Source organism: Litorimonas sp. WD9-15, assembly GCF_050271975.1.
Taxonomy (GTDB): domain Bacteria; phylum Pseudomonadota; class Alphaproteobacteria; order Caulobacterales; family Maricaulaceae; genus Litorimonas.
Genome location: NZ_CP189850.1, coordinates 2437658 through 2455713, shown reverse-complemented (window position 1 = coordinate 2455713; position 18056 = coordinate 2437658). Strand labels below are relative to the sequence as shown.

The window sequence follows — 18056 nt, the reverse complement described above, 5'->3', positions numbered from 1 at the left end:
ACAATGTCCTTTTTCGACAGATTTTCATCAGACATCGCCATTGACCTCGGCACGGCCAACACGCTCATTTATGCCAAGGGGCGCGATATCGTTTTGAACGAGCCGTCCGTTGTAGCTTATTCTATCCGCAATGGTCGTAAAGTTGTCCACGCAGTAGGCGAAGATGCTCGCATGATGCTGGGCCGGACGCCCGGAAATATCGAAGCCGTCCGCCCGATGAAGGACGGCGTCATTGCAGACTTCGAAGTGGCTGAGGAGATGATCAGTCATTTCATCAAAAAAGCCGCGCCGCGCAAACTCTTCCGTCGCGGGCCAACGGTTGTGATTTGTGTGCCTGCAGGCGCAACAGCCGTTGAGAAACGTGCAATTTACCAATCCGCAGAACAAGCGGGTGCGTCGAAAGTTTTCCTCATCCCTGAACCTATGGCCGCCGCTCTCGGCGCGGGATTGCCCGTACATGAACCGTCCGGGTCAATGGTTGTCGATATTGGTGGTGGTACGACCGAGATTGCTGTGTTGTCATTGGACGGCGTTGTTTATTCCCGTTCCGTGCGTGTGGGCGGTGACAAGATGGATGACGCGATTATCCAATATGTCCGCCGCACAACGAACTTGCTCCTCGGCGAGATGAGTGCTGAGCGTGTTAAGAAAGAAATCGGTTCCGCTATGATGCCGGAAGACGGTGAAGGGATGACCGTTCAGATCAAGGGCCGCGACCTGATGAATGGCGTGCCGCGCGAAATCAATATCAATGAGGCGATGATTGCTGAAAGCTTGGAAGAGCCCGTTGAGCAAATCGTGGAAGCTGTGAAATTGGCGCTTGAAGCCACACCGCCTGAACTCGCTGCGGATATTGTCGATAAGGGCATTATGCTCACGGGTGGTGGCGCACTTCTCCGTAATCTCGATACAGAACTTCGCGAACGCACAGGTTTGCCTGTGTCTATTGCTGATGATCCGCTCTCCTGCGTCGTGCGAGGCTCAGGCACTGTTGTTGAAAATCTCAAGAAATGGAAAGCCGTTCTCGAAGCTGGTATCTAAAGCTCGAGTCGCTTTCGTGAGGAGAGCCCGACATGACCCGCAAGGAGCGTCCCAATAGCGGTTGGACCCGGGTCGCACTTCTCGTGTCTGTGGCCTTATCCTGTTTTCTTATCGCCGTAGGTCGTTCTGATATTCGCGATGGGTCTGCTCCTCGAACAGTGACGGAAGCGGGGGTGACACCGTTGGCCGCAATCGTTTCAATTCCTTTGCGGTCGGTTGAAAGTTTCTTCGGTGGTTTATCGGATAGAGCCTCTGCCTATGAAGATAATCAGGCGTTGAAAGAAGAGCTCGCGCTATTGCGTGAACGGCAGGCACGCTACGAAAATCTAGCAATGAAAGTGGCGCGTTACGAATCTATTCTGGGCGTAGATACGCAGACCGATATTCCTCTCAAGAAAATTGCGGCCCGCGCCGTCGCTGAAACAGACGGCCCATTTGTGCGGTCTTTGCTGATTAATGTGGGACGGGATGACGGTGTCTCGATCGGAAATCCCGTTATGTCCGCGGATGGCCTCATAGGTCATATCATTAATCTCGGCCCCGACTCCGCCCGCGTTTTGCGCCTCTCTGATTTGAATAGCCGCATTCCTGTCGCCTCCGCGCGGTCGGGCGCAACCGCTATTCTGGCCGGGGATAATAATGTCCGGCCAAAATTATCCTTTATCAGTCAAAGGGTGGATTGGGAGATCGGAGATCGCGTAATTTCATCCGGTGATGACGGCGCGCTGCCGCGCGGCTTGGCTGTCGGCGAGGTTGTCAGAGGTGAGGAGGGCGGCTTGCGTGTCAGGTTGGCGTCGCGGGCACATCCGCTGGATTGGGTCTGGGTGTCGCCTTTTCAACCGATTTCAGCGCCGTCTGAAACGGACTCACCGGAAGGGGAGCCCTCATGACCTTTCGGGAATCAGCTGCGCCAATCCGAAGCGTCTGGCCTGCAATCTTTGCTGGCTTTGCTTTGCTTTTGTCGGGCGCGCTGTCCATCCTTTCCGTGCGGGTGTTCGGGTTAACAGCCGGATTTGGTTTCCTTCCCCTCACAATTCTAGCGATTTGGCCGAGACGTGCGAATGAGGTCACCTCTGTCATACTGGTTTTCCTGGCAGGTATTTTCACGGATTGGGCGACGGGCGGTGTTGTGGGGCAATGGGCGCTGACCTTTACGCTCGTCTGGATGTTATTCCGGCCAGAGCTGCGCGAGCAGCCTTATGCGGCAGTTAAGCTCATGCTGGTTTGGGGTTTGATCTGCGGGTTCGCTGTTCTCCTATTGAGTATTTCAGGATGGGTCGTTTACCGAATTCTCCCTGACCCAACATCCTTTGCCCTTCAAATTTTGATGGCAACGCTACTGCTACCTCTTGTCCTGTTACTGCGCCGCTGGCTTGCGCATCTCTTTGGAGATGCGGATGAGTGGAGGCGGTAATATGGCTCTCGCACCGACACAGAAAACGGATAAGAATACGATTACGCGTCGTACGGCTATGCTCAGTGCAGGCGGGTTAAGTGTATTTGGTGTGCTGGGCGCGCGGCTCTATCAATTGCAGGTGCTGCAGGCGGAAAATTACCAAGCCCTCTCAGAGGATAACCGGTTTAACTTCAGCATGCTCCTACCGGAACGCGGGGAAATCCGGGATCGTTTTGGTTTGCCCCTTGCGCGAAACCGTCAGAATTTTCGTCTCGTGATGATACCCGAACGGACGCCGGAGATTGAGAAGACACTGGACCGCGTCGATCAAATCAGTGCGCTCTCGTCACGTCAGCGGGATCGCATTCAGAAAGATATTCGACAAAACCCCAAATTTGTGCCGATCCTCGTGAAGGATAATATTGATTGGGCGACATTCTCCGCGCTGAATATGCGCCTTCATGCGCTGCCCGGCATAGTATCAGAGGCCGGGCAGGGACGGGCTTACCCTGAGTCCGGTGTTTTTTCCCACATTCTCGGTTATGTTGGACGGGCGGGGGATTCTGATATTGCGAGGGATGAAGACCCGCTTTTGAAGCAGCCCACATTCCGGATTGGAAAAACGGGCGTAGAGGCGTCGCAGGAAAAGACCCTACGCGGCAGTTCCGGTCGCTTGAAGGTCGAGGTCAATGCGCGGGGCCGTATCGTGCGCGAATGGCCCGATCCGAAGACCGAAGCCGTCTCGGGACAGGATGTCTGGCTGACACTTGACGCCGGACTACAAGAATTCGCGGCGAAGCAATTCGCAACAGAGGATGAAGGCGATGATAGTGGCGGCATATGCGTTATAGATGTGATGACGGGGGAGTTGCGGACATTGCTGTCCATGCCGACCTTTGATGCCAATCTTTTTGTGTCCGGATTGACGCAAGCCGATATGGACGCACTGAATAGCGACCCCAAACGCCCGCAATATAATAAGGCGATAGCAGGGGGCTATCCGCCGGCCTCGACGTTTAAAATGGTCGTCATGCTGGCGGCATTGGAAAGTGGTCTAATTGACCCGAATGACAAAATTCTATGTTTGGGCAAGGTCCGTTTAGGCAATCGCAACTTCCATTGCTGGAAACGACAGGGTCATGGTCGCGTCGATATGCGCGATGCCTTAAAGCAGAGCTGCGATACCTATTTCTACGATATCGCGCAAGTCGTCGGCATGGAGAAAATCGCAGATGTCGCGCGGCGGTTGGGCCTGGGCGAAAGCTACGAGATTGGCGTCGGTGGCGGTATTTCCGGTATCGTTCCGACACCGGATTGGAAACAAGCGCGGCTCGGAACCGGTTGGCGGACGGGCGATACGCTGAATGCGTCCATCGGGCAGGGATTTGTTCTCGCCACGCCCATCCAACTCGCGGTTATGACAGCGCGTTTGGCAAATATGACGGAGGCCGTCTCCCCCCGACTCGTGATTGGAGGCGACATCACACCCTTTGGAAAGATGGACTTTAACCCGGCTCATTTGGCCTATGTGCGGGACGCCATGTGGTCCGTTACGTCAGAAGAGGGCGGTACGGCTTTCAGATATGACTCCCTCGGGATTGAGGGCGTCGAGATGGCAGGTAAGACAGGGACTGGACAAGTCAGAGGGATTAGCCAATCCGAACGAAATGCAGGGGTGCGTAAGAACTCGAAATTGCCCTGGAAGCTACGCGATCACTCTATTTTCGTCGGTTTCGCGCCTTATGATAAGCCACGCTTTGCCGTCGGGACGATTGTTGAACATGGTGGGTCAGGCGCGAAACGGGCTGCCAATATTACACGTGCGGTTTTGGCCGAAGCCTTGCGGCGTGACGGATTGGGCACGGCAGAAGGCCCAGTCTCGCAAGAGGCGCTGAACTAATGGTCACGCGGCAGATGAATTCGCCCCGCATGAAGGGGGCGTTGACGAATAAATTATATGAAATCAATTGGCTGCTTCCGACTCTTGTCGGCTTAGTCGGCCTTGTGGGTGTCGCCATGATTTATGCGGCGACAGAAGGCGTCTGGCGCTACGGCGCCTTTCAGCACATTGTCAGGATCGGTGTTGGCGGCATCGCAATGCTCGCCATTGCCATGATTGATATCCGTTTTTGGTATCGTCTCGCCTATCCAATTTATGCTGCCGCGCTCGTCCTTCTGATTGGCGTTGAGTTTTTTGGCGTGATCGTTAACGGCTCGCAGCGGTGGTTGGATCTCGGCTTTATGCGTCTACAGCCTTCCGAGGTTATGAAGCCCGCAATCGTCCTCGCCATGGCACGCTATTATCACGATCTTCCGGATTGGCGGGTCAGCCATATTTCCGGCTTGGCAGGGGCATTGATCCTACTAACGCTTCCCATGGCGCTCATCCTGAAACAGCCGGATTTGGGGACGACGCTACTCTTGGGCGCAACGGGTGTGACCATGATCTTCCTGGCAGGCATTAGCTGGCGGGTTATTGGACTGGCTTCAGTTTTTGCTGCCGTCGCTATCCCCGTCTTCTTCAAGTTCGGCTTAAAGCCCTATCAGCAGGAACGCATTCTTACCTTTCTCGATCCATCGCGCGACCCTGCGGGGGCAAGCTACCATATTACGCAGTCAAAAATCGCCTTGGGCAGTGGCGGCGTGAACGGGAAGGGCTTTATGCAAGGCACGCAGAGGCAGGGCGAATATGTGCCGGAAAATAGAACCGACTTTATTTTCACGGTCATCGGAGAGGAATTTGGTTTGGTCGGGGGGCTTTTTACCATGGGGCTTTATATGGCCGTCATTGCCGTGTGCATATGGCTATCGCTTCAGTGTAAAGCCTTGTTTTCCAAATTATTAGTGCTCGGCCTCACAACGACGTTCACGCTCTACATTTTTATTAATCTGGGGATGGTTATGGGGCTGGCACCTGTCGTCGGGGTGCCGTTGCCGCTTATTTCATATGGTGGGACTGTCATCCTCGCTGTCATGGGCGGTTTCGGACTGGTTCTTTCCGCGCATTTGCATCGGAATGTGGAACTACCCCGTTCGGAGAGTTAATCCGTCATCTGAATAGGCTTCACTTAGCGTTGACCGGCTTTCCAACAGGGCTCGGATCAGATCATTGAGTAGGTTTGGAATATCGGCGGGTGGTGCATTTCTGAGGATACGGCAGAGTTCCGCGATGCGGGAGGCGCCGACAGAGAGGCTTGCGCCTTTTAATGTGTGAACACTGCGCCGGAATTCTGTCAGGGCTCTGGTTTCTCCTCGCATGGCGGCGGGAAGCGTATTTTTGAGGGCCAAACAGAGTGCTTCGGTTGAAGCCCAATAAGACGCCAATATTGCGGCGCGGCGTTCTGTATTCGTGGCGGCCTTGATCTGGTCGATCATAGCGTAATCGAGCATTGGGTTTGCTTTAACTTCTATATTCTTCTCAATAATCATATCGGGCAGACGTCGTGGTGCGTGATGGAGTTTCCAGGCCATTTCGATGTCACCTTGATAGAGAGGTTTTGACACAACCGCGTCAAAGCCCGCCAATCGATACCTTTGTTGGTCCTGCGTCCCCGTATGCGCGGTCAGAGCAAATATGGGCATAGCCGTTCTGTCAGGATAATGGCGTCGAATACGGCGGAGAGTTCGTAATCCATCCAAGACGGGCATCATCACGTCCAATAATACGAGATCAAATATATTCCTTTCCAGACTATCCAAAGCCGAAGCGCCGTCCTCTGCCGTGAAGACCGTATGACCTTCTTGTTGCAAAAGCGCACTGGCAACGAGCCGGTTGGCCGAGTTGTCCTCTGCCAGTAATATTCGCAAATTCGGAGTGGGGGCGGAAATCGTCATGAGGGTGTAATAAGGCCAACAACCTAAAATATAGTAAGTATTTGCCAATTACATTTCATGCGCTTGACCCGACTGAATGAGGGCTTATCACCAGTCATAAATATCAGGGGATACAGAGAATGGCTTCAACACCTATCGAACGCGGGACCGCACAATGGTCTTCCCGTTTTGCATTTATTATGGCGGCAGTCGGGAGCTCCGTTGGTCTCGGAAACCTTTGGCGGTTTTCGGCAGAACTCGGCACGAATGGCGGTGCAGCGTTTTTGATGATCTATATTGCTTGTATTGTCTTTGTCGGCGTACCGGTATTGATGAGTGAATATATTATCGGGCGCGCGGGTAATTCGTCTTCTGCGGTTGGGTCTAATAATGATCTTGCGGAGCGATCCGGCGTCTCCAAAGTTTGGAGTTCAGGCGCTTGGTTCGGGATGGTTGCATCCTTTTTGATCGTGAGTTTTTACTGCGTTGTCGCGGCTTGGGTGCTCTCTTACATTCCGAAATTCCTGTTCGGGACATTTAATGGTATGCCCGCGCTAGAGATTGAACAGGAGTTTGGCAAAGTTCTCGCGAACCCAAATACGAATGTTTTGCCTTACTTCTTATTCTTTGGCCTCCTGACAAGTTGGTTGGTGTCACGCGGCGTTAACCGCGGGATCGAATTGGCTGCGAAGCTTCTTATGCCGATTTTCTTTATTCTGCTCATCGGGTTGGCCGCTTATTCTATTATATCTTCGGCCGGTAATGGTGGAACGTCTGAAGCTTTTGCCTTCATGTTCACGCCTGATTTTTCCAAGATCAATGCTGAGGTCGCTCAGTCTGCGCTCGGCCAGGCCTGTTTCTCAATCGGTATCGGCAATGCCATTATGATCACATATGGGGCTTATCTGCCGAGAGACGTGTCCATTCCGAAATCCGCCGTCACAATCTCCTTTGTGGATACGTTGGTCGCAATTATTGCGGGTCTTGCGATTTTCCCCGTCGTCTTTGCGAATAATTTGGATTTTGAAGCGGGCGCTGGAATTTTCTTCACGACCTTGCCGACGGCGATGTCCAATGCTCCGGGCGGCATGTTTATTGGCGCAGCCTTCTTCTTCTTGGCTTTCTTCGCAGCGATTACATCCTCTGTATCACTTTTGGAACCTTCAGTCGCTTATCTGGCTGAGAAGACGGCTTGGACGAAGCGGAAAGCCGCCTGGATTACGGGGGCTGCGATTATGACATTGGGCCTCGGCTCGATTTATATTTCCGGTTTCATGGACTTTATCGACGGTGGCTTGGCAGGTCCAATTCTGGCACCGCTCTCCGCGCTCCTGATTGTTCTGTTTACAGGGTGGCGCCTGAATAAGGCCATACTAGCGCAAGAGTTGGATGGTCCAGGTAGAGCCCTTGGCGAGTTCATTATGATCTTTGTGAAATATATTGCGCCGATTTTCATGGGCCTCATTCTCGTCATGGGGATTTGGGGTAAGTGGATTGCGCCGCTCTTCGCGGGCTAAATCCGAGTTTCAAACCTCACAGTCTTTTAACATGCAAGCTGCAGTCTATCGCTTGCAACGGACTGTGGGGTTGTTAATCAAAGTATAGAGATGTTGATCTGAATGGGGCGTTCAGGGTTTATTCAACATGTTCGACATATCTAAGGGGGTGTGTCGGGACCGCCATGCCATAGGGGTGATGGGGGTTTCTTTCGGGGAATCAATTTATGCGTCTACACAGACTGTGTTTGACTAGCGTTATCGCTGCATCGCTCGCTACAGGTTGCGCGACCGTGGATATGACCGATATGGCAACGCCAATGGCGTCCAAGGCCGAAGCGCCTGCGGAGAAGAATATTGTTCAACGCGCGGCAGCCAAACTCTATGCCGCTTTCACAAATCGCGGTTTTGTTGCAAAGTCTTCCGGCAAACGTGTTCAATCCGCAGCCTCAGTCTTGCTGAATGGTTTGGAAGACCGTGACCTGACGGACACCGAAGTGGTTTACGCCAACCAAGATCTGCCAGAGTCTGTTGTTGAAGCTGACATTCGGTTCGCGTCCAAACATGTCCGTCAGACGACAAAGGCGGCCGAAGTATTCCTCGAGATGGCCGATATAGACCGCAACATGCGCGAGGAGCTTGAAAGCCTTGAACAGGCACTTTTGGCGGCCCGCGAAGCCTCTGATGCTTTTTCGAAATCGACAGAGCGTGAGGGATCTGACTTTCAGGTACTTGAGACAGAAATAGCGGCTCTCACGCGCGTCACGGATCGTTTCGGCGAACGCGTTCGCTTATCCGCTGCCAAGGATATGGCAGCACGCCGGGCGGAAGAGCGCTCCTAACTCCAGAGGTCAGGCGTCGGTGGATGAACCGTTGGACCTTCATATTTTAGGCCATTCGTAATATCCTCCTTGAGCAAGAGCGGCCCGTCCAAGTCGATCACATCGCAGAGGCTCTCGGCCACCATCATCGGGGCCATGGCCAATGAACTGCCGACCATACAGCCCGCCATAACGCGGAAGCCCATGTCTTTGGCCTCGCGCATCAAGGATACACCCGCGCGTAATCCTCCGCATTTATCCAGCTTTACATTCACCGCACGGTAGCCCTGTTCCCAAAGGGTTGTCAGATCATCCGCCGTGTGAAGGCCCTCATCCGCGCAGATTGGAAACAGGCTTTCGGGGAGTCGCCCCGTATGACCGGCGGGCAGGGGCTGTTCGATCAGCGCGATATTTAGCCCTGTGAGCGCGGCCAGAAAATCCGGTAATGCGTCCAAGGTCAGGGCTTCATTCGCATCCAAAATGAGTTTCGCATCCGGCCGTGCTTTTGCAACGGCCAAAACCCGGTCCAAACCGCTTTCACCGATTTTCAGCTTCAGCCAAGGGTAAGCGGCCGCTTCACGGGCAGCTTCAGCCATGACTTGCGGGTCATTCCACGAGAGCGTGAAGGCTGTCTGCCTTGAGGCGGGTTGCGCAAGACCGAGCTGTTGCCAGACTGGGATACCCGTTTTCTTCGCCGTAAAATCCAGCCAAGCCGCGTCAAGAACGTTCTTCGCTGGACCGGGGGGTAAGCGCTCATAGGCCGCATCCACATCTCCAGCGGAAATCCAATGCCTGATTGTGTCTAATTGCGCGGTTACGCTTTCGACGGTGTCTTTATATCTTGCATAGGGGCGACACTCGCCGCGTCCCAAATATTGTCCGTCTGATAAATGCAGCTCGACAATATCGACTTGCCTGACCGTGCTGCGGGATATTTTGAATTCACCGCGCGTGGGATAGCTCTTGGCTTGAATATCCATTTTCATGCTAAAGTGTTTTTCCTTACCCAATGAAGACGAAGCCGCTTGACCTTCCGGTCTTAGCTTTGCACCGTGTCCCCATGTTGGCAACCACCGCAGAATATAGTTTGGAGATGAAGGGCGAAACGCTCATCGTGCATCCCTGCGGTCGCTGGACAATTGAAGAAGCCGGGCAGCTGGATGGTCGTCTGGCCAAGGAGGTTTCGAAGCTCACCTATCGGCACGTCGATTATGATATGTCACGTGTAGAGGAACTCGACACGTCCGGCGCTTATCTCCTCGCGCGGGCCATTCGATATGGCGTGACAGAGGCCGAAAGCTGGAATGTTTGTACGGGAAGCCAGGGTCAGAAAACGCTCATGAGCGCTGCGACCTCAGCCGTTCTCGGGCAGGAGCCCGTTGCCGGACGTCAATGGTATGACGCTTTCGCACGCGTTGGCCAAGCGACCCTTCGTTTTTGGAATGAGCTCGTGGAGACAATGGCCTTTCTTGGCCATTTCTTCGTTGTCTTTGCCAAGGTCCTGGTCAAACCGAAGCGATTGCGCGGCAAGGCCATCGTCAGTTTAATTGAACAGGTTGGATTGGATGCCGCCCCCATTGTCATGACTCTCTCCTTCTTCATCGGCGCGGTTATCGCCTATATGGGGGCGAATCTGCTGGCGAGTTTTGGCGCAAGTGTCTTTATGGTCGATCTTGTCGGGTTCTCTGTTTTGCGAGAGCTGGCTGTGATCATAACCGCTATATTACTGGCGGGACGGTCTGACTCGGCCTTTACCGCTTCCATTGGATCGATGAAAATGCGTCAGGAAATCGATGCGATGACGGTCATGGGGCTTGATACCTACGAAGTTCTCGTCGTGCCGCGTGCGATTGCCTGCCTCGTCGCAATGCCAATCCTGACGTTCCTCGCCATGATGAGCGGTCTTGCCGGAGGTCTGATCGTGGCTTGGGCGACGGCGGATATTTCGCCGATACTCTTTCTCAACCGTTTGAATTATGCGGTTGGTGTCGAGAATATGTGGGTTGGCTTGGTTAAGACACCGTTCTTCGGATTAATCATCGCTGTCATTGGCTGTCGCCAAGGCTTGGCTGTAAGCGGCAGTGTTGAGAGCCTCGGTCAGCGAACAACGACGGCGGTCGTACAGGCGATCTTCGCCGTGATTTTCGTGAATGCCATGTTCGCAATTCTCTTCTATCAGTTGGGAATCTAAGACATTATGCCAGACGCTCACATCAATTCCGACGCACCACCTATGGAGGCCAGGGGCATCCTGACTCAATTTGGTCCGAACGTCATTCACGAAAACTTGGATTTCATGGTTCATACGGGCGAGATTGTCGGCCTGGTCGGAGGGTCGGGGTCGGGTAAATCCGTGCTGCTGAATACGATGTTAGGATTGAAAGAACCGGAAGGCGGGGTCGTAAGATATTTCGGGCAGAACCGGGATGAGCTTGACCCGGAGACCCGACGCGCAATCAATAATGAAATGGGCGTGTTGTTTCAGGGCGGAGCGCTTTTCTCCTCCATGACTGTCCGCGAGAATATTATGGTGCCCATGCGGGAGCATACGGATATTTCTCCGGCCCTGATGCGCGAGCTTGCGGATATGAAGATCCACATGGTGGGGTTGCCACCCGAATCCGCCATTCTCTACCCCTCTGACTTGTCGGGCGGGATGAAGAAACGGGCGGGGCTGGCGCGGGCTTTGGCGCTGGACCCGAAACTTTTATTCTTGGACGAACCCACCGCAGGATTGGATCCGATCGGGGCCAATGCTTTCGATGAATTGATCCTCGGCCTGCGGGAAGCCATGGACCTGACCGTCCTGATGGTGACCCATGATCTCGACAGTCTCTATGCCATCTGCGACCGCATTGCTGTTTTGGTTGATAAACGCATTGCTATCGCCGATAGTTTGGCCGTGGTGAGCAGATATGATCATCCTTGGGTGCAGGAATATTTTGGTGGTCCAAGGTCCCGGGCAGCATTGTCTGCTGGCGGTAGGAAGAGCGAGTAGATGGAAAATAGAGCTAATTACGCTTTAATCGGGATTTTCGTCCTCGTGGTTTTCACGGCTTTCGCGGGCTTTTTGTTGTGGCTGTCGGGTGCGCAACTGAACAAGCAGTTTGATAATTATGAAATCTCATTTCAGGGCGGTGTCAGCGGCTTGAGCAAGGGGAGCGAAGTACGCTTTAACGGTCTGCCGGTTGGTGAAGTCTCTGATCTTCGCTATGACGAAGATGACCCCAATCTCGTTCTCGCAGGCATACAGGTTATTGAGAATACGCCCATTGATACGGGTGCGACGGCGCAGCTCGCTCCACTCGGCCTGACGGGATTGAACTATATCGAAATCACGCCCGGTACGGCGATTGATCCGGTTATGTTGGACGATATGCCGGGCCGGACCAAACGCATTGTCGGGGAGGCCAGTGCGGTTGATGAACTTCTGATGGGCAGTGGCGACGTCGTTGTAGAAGCGCAGACAGCGTTACGGCGGGCGAACCTTCTCCTCTCGGATGAGAATCTGAAGACCTTTGCCGGTATCTTGAAGAATGTTGAAACGATTACGGCCTCTGTTGATGTGTCGGAACTCGATGCGACGAAGCTTAATGATATGATGGATAGTTTCACGAACGCGGCAGATGCCATCGCGGAGACGGCGCGGTCAATTGAGGGAACATCCGCAACAATTGACTCTGTCGTTGCCAAGGACCTTTCATCCTTACTGACCAGTGCTGAAGAGACATTGGGCGGTGTGGATACGACCATTTCGAGTTTCGGCGAAACGGCAGAAGGCGTGGACGACCTCATCGTGGATGCCCGCGATGCTGTGAATCGTCTGTCCAATTCAGGCCTGACCGACCTCGAGGAAACCGTGGATGCTATCCGTCGGCTCGTCACGACATTAGGCCGTGTGGCGGATAATCTTGAACAGAGTCCGGCCCAGTTCATAGCCGGTGCCGAACGCGAAGAAGTGGTGCTGCCGCAATGACATCGAAGCTGATAATTTCCGCACTCCTCACGGCGGCTCTGGCCACCGGATGTGTATCCATCCTGCCCGATCCTGCGCCGCCGCCTTCCGTCTACCGTCTGGAGACAAGCGCAACGGTGATAGACAAGGTCGCTAACCCGGAAATTATTCGCGTGGACCGTCCCGGTTCGCCGCAGATTTTCAACGCCAATGATATCGTTGTGACAATGGACGGTCAGAAACTGTCCGCCGTGGCGCAGGCCAACTGGTCCGATGCAACACCCATTATCATTCAGAACGCAATGATTGATGCCATCTCTGGGTCTCGCAGTTTTATCGGTCTGCTGCCCACATCGGGTGCGCGAACCGAAACGCGCTTGCATCTCTCTATTCAGAATTTTGAGGCCAGCTTTGATCGCGGCGCTGAGTCTGCTCCGCTGGCCGTCGTGCAATATCGTGTGACATATGCCCGCGCAGATGACCGCAAATTGCTGGGTACGCATGTGGTGCGCAAGACGACACGCGCAGACTCGATTGCAGTCCCATCCATCGTTGCAGCCATAGAGATGGCCAATGATGCGGCGATGTCCGACATTGTGACCTGGTTGGAAGGCCAAAGCGCTGCAGCCCCGTCCTAATCCTCGTCTCGGTTCCTCCACCTCTTCCACCCCAACGCGAGCCCGCCAATGACGACGACAATCGCTGCGAGGATGAAGACGACAATCTCGATCCGCTCGCCAAACATCTCGCCCAGCCAATGGATGATCGCAAACAGGATCGCGCAATAGAGCAGGGCCGTCACGAACATGATTGCGCAGAACTTCCCGTAGTGAATCTTGAAATAGCCGCAGGCAATATAGACCGGAACACGGGCGAGGGGGATAAACCGCGCGAGTAGGAGTGTCTTGAGCGGATTGCGCTCGACCTTGTCCTGCATCGCGATGACCTTATCTTTTTCCGCCCAGCGTTTCAGACGCGGATGTTTATGTGCGTGATAGCCGATCCAATATTTCCATATATCCGAGGCAAAGAGGCCGAACAGAATCACAAAGAAGACGACCGGAAAATGTTTCGGGTCCGCCGCACTCAATGATGCGGCCGCAATCACGGCGGCGTCTTCCTGCACGAATGGCCCGACAAATATGCCGAGATAGAGCAGCCAGATTGGGTCCATCATATCCATAGAGTTTTAGCTTCCACCACAGGGTTGAGGGCAGGTCAACTGCACTGAAATAACCCATATCTCCCCGTTGCTCTTGTCCGTCTGCCGTGACATAAGGCGCGAAATTTTCAAACCCGCGGACGGGTGTTTTTCGCTTGTCCTAACATTGGTGACTTCATCATGCAGATCAAAGAGCTCAAGGCCGAAGGCCTGTCCAAGACTTACGCCGTGACTATCCCGAAAGAGGATTTGGCCACGAAGCTTGAGGCGAAAATCAAAGAGATGCAGCCGCAAGTCTCCCTCAAAGGCTTCCGCCCCGGTAAAGTGCCCGTGGGCCATATCCGCAAGATGTTCGGCCAGTCCATCATGAAAGATGTCGTCGAAGCGGAAATCAATGAGAGCTCCCAAAAGGCGATCAATGACAATAAAATCCGTCCGGCGGGTCAGCCAAAGATCGACCTGCGCGCCAATGGCGAAGAGGTCACCAAGGGCGAAGCTGACCTGGAATACACGTTGACCGTCGAATCAATTCCTGATTTCGATCCGGTCGACCCAGAAACGCTCAAATTCACACGTCTCGTCCATGAAGCCACGGATGCTGAATTGGAAGAACGTCTGAAAGAGCTCGCGTCCTCGCAGAAGACTTACAAGAAGAAAGCCAAGACGGCCAAAGCCAAGAAAGACGATGCGGTCCTGATCGATTTCGTCGGCACAGTTGACGGCGTCGCCTTTGACGGCGGCACAATGGAAGGCCATCAGCTCGTCCTCGGCTCTGGCACATTCATTCCAGGCTTTGAAGACCAGTTGATCGGCGCGAAAGCCGGTGACGAAATCGACGTCAAAGTCACATTCCCCGACCCGTATCAATCCGCAGACCTCGCGGGTAAAGACGCCGTCTTCGCGACGAAAGTTGTCGAAGTTCAGGGTGCGAAAGACAGCGAAATCGACGATGACTTCGCCAAGAAATTCGGCATGGAAGACGCGGAAGCGCTCAAAACTGCTGTTAAAGAGCAATATGAAGCCGAGTTGGAAGGTCAATCCCGCCTCCGCCTCAAGCGCGCAATTCTGGACGAACTGGACAGCAAACATAAATTCGATCTGCCGCCTGGCATGGTTGAAGCTGAATTTGGCAATATCTGGCAACAGGTTCAGTCCGAGAAGGAAGCTGGAAATCTTGACGAAGATGATGCCAAGAAATCCGACAAACAACTCGAAAAAGACTACCGCAAAATTGCGGAACGTCGCGTGCGCCTTGGCCTCGTTCTCGCCGAGATGGGTCAGAAACACGAAATCCAGATCACGAATGAAGAGCTGCAGCAGGGCATGATCGCAGAAGCGCGTCAATATCCGGGTCAAGAGCAGCAGGTCATCGAATTCTATCAAAAGAACCCGCAAGCCATCGCCCAACTTCGCGCGCCGATCTATGAGGAAAAGGTCGTCGACCTGATCGTCGAGAAAGCGACCATGAAGGATAAAAAGGTCGATAAGGACACACTCTATGAAGATGACGGGATGATCTAAGCATCTCCTTCGAGATTTGAATTTGAAGCCCGATTGCAGCGATGCAGTCGGGTTTTTTTTATGCGCGGAATGCCCGCAATCGACCCTGCGAGTGGATTGTAGTGTAGCGCCGAAGGGTTATGCCCTTCGGTTCCTCAGCTATTTGATTGATAATCAAATATCTTCGTCATCCCGCACGCAGGCGAAGCCGGAGATGCGGGACCTATCGTCTGCTTTCTCAAACCTGCGTTCACAAACGATAGGCCCCGGCTCAAGGCCGGGGTGACAAATGTATGTCACGCAAGAGCTGTCATGCGTTTCTTACATGGCTCTAATCCCCATGATAATCGGCTATAGCTTTCCGTGCACGGTCCATCAGCGCCTTATATTCAGGATCCGTTGCTTCATTCGGATGTGGCGGCTCCGGGACAAATACGGGTGGGGGTTCCTGCGCTGTCTCTGCCTCCGCATCCTCCATATCCTCAGCAGGTGGCGCGAGCCCTATCCGACGGGCATAGTCCAACTTCTTCCGATGATATGCATTGCCCTCAATATCGAGCTCCGGCGGCACGCGCAGATGAACGAGCGTATCATCAGGCAGGGGTGTGAAGCTGCCAATGACGTGAATGGGGGCTTTCCATTCCGCCATTCGAAGTTTCACCTGTTCCGCGCGGAGTTTCACAGCAAGGATTTGGGTTTTTAGGGAATCAGCAGATTGAGGATTTAAACGTTTCCGGCGTGGCATATTTGATCTCGCGGCAGGGGGACAGGTGCGACTGTCCATCAAGGGGAACGGCGGGGTGCGATGTCCGGTGAAATGGCAGGACTGTCCGCGTGGTGGCCCTCCGCGATGGAGTACCGAAGTAGAAAAATGTTTTACGCAGGGGGCCAAACGTGTCGGAGAACCCAATGAAATGTCGGCGAACCGTTACATTTCGATCCTCCCGTCAGTGCGTTTTACACCCGCACCAACCACGTCCTGTATTTGACTTGCGCCAAATACATAACCACGCGGCAACGGTTTTTGAGAGAGCGGCCGGTCGAATAAACCCCGGAGTCCACCCACTTGGAATGGCCGGTCGGCTCTCACTCTCAAAGGTCCGGCTCAGGTTTGGGACTTCATCCAAACTGCTCAACCCCGCTGTCCCTCAGACCGATCAGTAAGCGCTAATCTGTCCTGTGTCTGAAAGAACGATTTTGAAACTAGCATAACTTCCGAAAGTGAGGATTATTCTCTTTGCGAAAAACACAACTCTCCTCGTCCCGTCGACCCCAGCGAAGGCTGGGGCCCAGAGCGTCAATCAGAGATGTTGGTTTAACTCATTGAAACGATGACCGACTCTGGATTCCAGCTTTCGCTGGAATGAACGGAGTGAAAAGGTACAGGCTGGTCCCAATACACGTATTGAATGTTATCGAAAGTGAGGATTAAGTTTTCAAACCTTCCCTCGCGCCGCGTTTCACCCTAACCCCGCCTCATGGATACTGTCACCGCCCACGGCCATGCCTCGATCAAAAAAGGCTCCAAATCTTTCGCGCTGGCCAGCCGTGTTTTGCCGCCCAGCCTACGCGATGATGCGTCCATGCTCTATGCGTGGTGCCGCTATTGCGATGACGTCATCGATGGGCAGGAAATGGGCCATGGCCAGATCGCGGATTATAAAGACGGGCAGGGAGAACGGCTGGAGATGTTGCGCGAAAAGACCTACAATGCGTTGGCCGGGAAACAGACCGATAATCCGGTTTTTGCGGGCCTTGCACGCGTGATAAAAACGCATGAGATCGATCACCGCCATCCATTTGATTTGCTCATGGGCTTTCAAATGGATGCCGAAGAGCGTGTCTATGAGACGGTCGAGGATTTGCTCGATTATTCCTATCACGTTGCGGGGGTCGTCGGCGTGATGATGGCCAATATTATGGGCGTGCGCGATGACGCGACCTTAGACCGCGCGAGCGATTTGGGGCTGGCCTTCCAACTCACGAATATCGCGCGGGACGTGATAGAGGACGCCCGCGCCGACCGCGTGTTTGTCCCGCAAGATCTCCTGCTGAAACACGGCGCACCGATAGACGCGGAAAAAATGACCCACCGCGAAAACTGGCCCGCCATACATGCCGCCGCCTGTGAGCAGTTGGACATCGCGGAGCAGTATTATGCGAGTGCAAAAGTCGGGATTAAGGAACTTGATTTCCGCTGTGCTTGGGCGATTACGGCGGCGCTCTCGGTCTATCGCGAGATTGGCGAGGTTCTGCGAGCGGGCGGACCGGCGGCTTGGGAAGGCCGCGTGGGGGCCGGGACGGGACGGAAAGTGCGATTGGCGCTAGGCGCAGCAGGGCCGGCTATGGGGCGGAAGAGGGTGGAGGTTATTGGGCGCGATGGGTTTTATGAGAGGTCTTAGACGCATAGGCGCCGCCGTAGACTATTCTTAACCCTACTATAAATATCTTAGGGGCAAGCCTAATGATGACAGTTGTGAAGAGTTTTAGATGTTTTCCGTTCGAGCTTGAAAACCCTAAGGATTTCATTGCCTTTGTAATCCACTTTTACAACATCACCATCGATTAAATCGCGATCGCCTTGCCAGCTATTATTATCAAACTGTCCGATATTAAGATTGCCCTTAACGCGGTAAGAAAATGTTTTGCCCTCAATAGTAATCGATCTTCTATGCGTTCCAGTAATGTGTTCTTCAAAACAACCTTCGACAGTTTTGTACGTATTGTTATTCAAGATTGGACTTACGCGATGCAAACTCGAGTTGGCCTGATTAAAGAACATTAGCCAAGCTAAAGAGGGAGCAAGAATAAACATCGCGCTGAGACATGGGCCCTTAAACCCTGCAAAAATTGAGTTTGAGATGGGGCGGTC

Annotated in this window: 18 protein-coding genes; 13 read left to right on the top strand and 5 right to left on the bottom strand. The window is 53.6% G+C overall.

Annotation, left to right across the window (positions count from 1 at the left end; translation table 11 throughout):
- Positions 1 to 3: 3 nt before the first annotated feature.
- Genes ACP9M6_RS11530 through rodA form a run of 5 tightly spaced genes read left to right on the top strand, consistent with a single transcriptional unit; the run spans position 4 to position 5482 of the window.
- Positions 4 to 1041, top strand: a complete 1038-nt coding sequence (locus ACP9M6_RS11530) for a rod shape-determining protein (protein WP_427451248.1) — start codon at positions 4 to 6, stop codon at positions 1039 to 1041.
- 32 nt (positions 1042 to 1073) lie between these two features.
- On the top strand, positions 1074 to 1931 hold the full coding sequence (gene mreC, locus ACP9M6_RS11525) for a rod shape-determining protein MreC (protein WP_427451246.1): 858 nt from the start codon (positions 1074 to 1076) through the stop codon (positions 1929 to 1931).
- Positions 1928 to 2455 carry a hypothetical protein gene (locus tag ACP9M6_RS11520; protein ID WP_427451244.1) on the top strand — a complete coding sequence of 176 codons (528 nt, stop codon included), beginning with the start codon at positions 1928 to 1930 and terminating at the stop codon, positions 2453 to 2455. The genes mreC and ACP9M6_RS11520 overlap by 4 nt, the downstream gene beginning before the upstream one ends.
- Position 2456: 1 nt before the next feature.
- Positions 2457 to 4337, top strand: a complete 1881-nt coding sequence (mrdA, locus tag ACP9M6_RS11515; protein ID WP_427451242.1) for a penicillin-binding protein 2 — start codon at positions 2457 to 2459, stop codon at positions 4335 to 4337.
- Positions 4338 to 4351: 14 nt separating this feature from the next.
- Positions 4352 to 5482 (top strand): rod shape-determining protein RodA, encoded by a 1131-nt coding sequence (gene rodA, locus ACP9M6_RS11510; protein ID WP_427451240.1) that lies wholly within the window; start codon positions 4352 to 4354, stop codon positions 5480 to 5482.
- Here rodA and ACP9M6_RS11505 read toward each other — a convergent pair.
- A complete protein-coding gene (locus ACP9M6_RS11505; RefSeq protein WP_427451239.1) occupies positions 5462 to 6271 on the bottom strand; it encodes a response regulator in 810 nt (269 codons plus the stop codon). The genes rodA and ACP9M6_RS11505 overlap by 21 nt on opposite strands.
- 119 nt (positions 6272 to 6390) lie before the next feature.
- Here ACP9M6_RS11505 and ACP9M6_RS11500 point away from each other — a divergent pair, with 119 nt between their 5' ends.
- A complete protein-coding gene (locus ACP9M6_RS11500; protein WP_427451237.1) occupies positions 6391 to 7767 on the top strand; it encodes a sodium-dependent transporter in 1377 nt (458 codons plus the stop codon).
- 227 nt (positions 7768 to 7994) lie between these two features.
- Positions 7995 to 8588 (top strand): hypothetical protein, encoded by a 594-nt coding sequence (locus ACP9M6_RS11495; RefSeq protein WP_427451236.1) that lies wholly within the window; start codon positions 7995 to 7997, stop codon positions 8586 to 8588.
- Here ACP9M6_RS11495 and ACP9M6_RS11490 read toward each other — a convergent pair.
- The gene (locus ACP9M6_RS11490; RefSeq protein ID WP_427451234.1) at positions 8585 to 9553 is read right to left on the bottom strand and encodes a dipeptide epimerase; all 969 of its coding nucleotides are present in this window, start codon (positions 9551 to 9553) and stop codon (positions 8585 to 8587) included. The genes ACP9M6_RS11495 and ACP9M6_RS11490 overlap by 4 nt on opposite strands.
- Positions 9554 to 9627: 74 nt before the next feature.
- Between ACP9M6_RS11490 and ACP9M6_RS11485 the strand changes: the two genes are divergently transcribed.
- Genes ACP9M6_RS11485 through ACP9M6_RS11470 form a run of 4 tightly spaced genes read left to right on the top strand, consistent with a single transcriptional unit; the run spans position 9628 to position 13160 of the window.
- Positions 9628 to 10758 carry an MlaE family lipid ABC transporter permease subunit gene (locus ACP9M6_RS11485; RefSeq protein WP_427451232.1) on the top strand — a complete coding sequence of 377 codons (1131 nt, stop codon included), beginning with the start codon at positions 9628 to 9630 and terminating at the stop codon, positions 10756 to 10758.
- Positions 10759 to 10764: 6 nt separating this feature from the next.
- Positions 10765 to 11565: an ABC transporter ATP-binding protein gene (locus tag ACP9M6_RS11480; RefSeq protein WP_427451229.1), complete on the top strand. Its 801-nt coding sequence runs from the start codon at positions 10765 to 10767 to the stop codon at positions 11563 to 11565.
- On the top strand, positions 11566 to 12543 hold the full coding sequence (locus tag ACP9M6_RS11475; RefSeq protein ID WP_427451228.1) for an MlaD family protein: 978 nt from the start codon (positions 11566 to 11568) through the stop codon (positions 12541 to 12543).
- Positions 12540 to 13160: an ABC-type transport auxiliary lipoprotein family protein gene (locus tag ACP9M6_RS11470; protein ID WP_427451226.1), complete on the top strand. Its 621-nt coding sequence runs from the start codon at positions 12540 to 12542 to the stop codon at positions 13158 to 13160. The genes ACP9M6_RS11475 and ACP9M6_RS11470 overlap by 4 nt, the downstream gene beginning before the upstream one ends.
- On the opposite strand, the gene ACP9M6_RS11465 is transcribed toward ACP9M6_RS11470, so the two are convergent.
- Positions 13157 to 13699: a DedA family protein gene (locus ACP9M6_RS11465; RefSeq protein WP_427451224.1), complete on the bottom strand. Its 543-nt coding sequence runs from the start codon at positions 13697 to 13699 to the stop codon at positions 13157 to 13159. The two genes, ACP9M6_RS11470 and ACP9M6_RS11465, sit on opposite strands and share 4 nt — an antisense overlap.
- A gap of 165 nt (positions 13700 to 13864) precedes the next feature.
- Between ACP9M6_RS11465 and tig the strand changes: the two genes are divergently transcribed.
- On the top strand, positions 13865 to 15205 hold the full coding sequence (gene tig / locus ACP9M6_RS11460) for a trigger factor (protein WP_427451222.1): 1341 nt from the start codon (positions 13865 to 13867) through the stop codon (positions 15203 to 15205).
- Between the two features lie 310 nt (positions 15206 to 15515).
- On the opposite strand, the gene ACP9M6_RS11455 is transcribed toward tig, so the two are convergent.
- On the bottom strand, positions 15516 to 15866 hold the full coding sequence (locus ACP9M6_RS11455; protein WP_427451221.1) for a hypothetical protein: 351 nt from the start codon (positions 15864 to 15866) through the stop codon (positions 15516 to 15518).
- Positions 15867 to 16662: 796 nt separating this feature from the next.
- Here ACP9M6_RS11455 and ACP9M6_RS11450 point away from each other — a divergent pair.
- On the top strand, positions 16663 to 17586 hold the full coding sequence (locus ACP9M6_RS11450) for a phytoene/squalene synthase family protein (protein ID WP_427451219.1): 924 nt from the start codon (positions 16663 to 16665) through the stop codon (positions 17584 to 17586).
- 59 nt (positions 17587 to 17645) lie between these two features.
- Here ACP9M6_RS11450 and ACP9M6_RS11445 read toward each other — a convergent pair whose 3' ends face one another.
- The gene (locus tag ACP9M6_RS11445; RefSeq protein WP_427451217.1) at positions 17646 to 17999 is read right to left on the bottom strand and encodes a hypothetical protein; all 354 of its coding nucleotides are present in this window, start codon (positions 17997 to 17999) and stop codon (positions 17646 to 17648) included.
- Positions 18000 to 18056 lie beyond the last annotated feature (57 nt).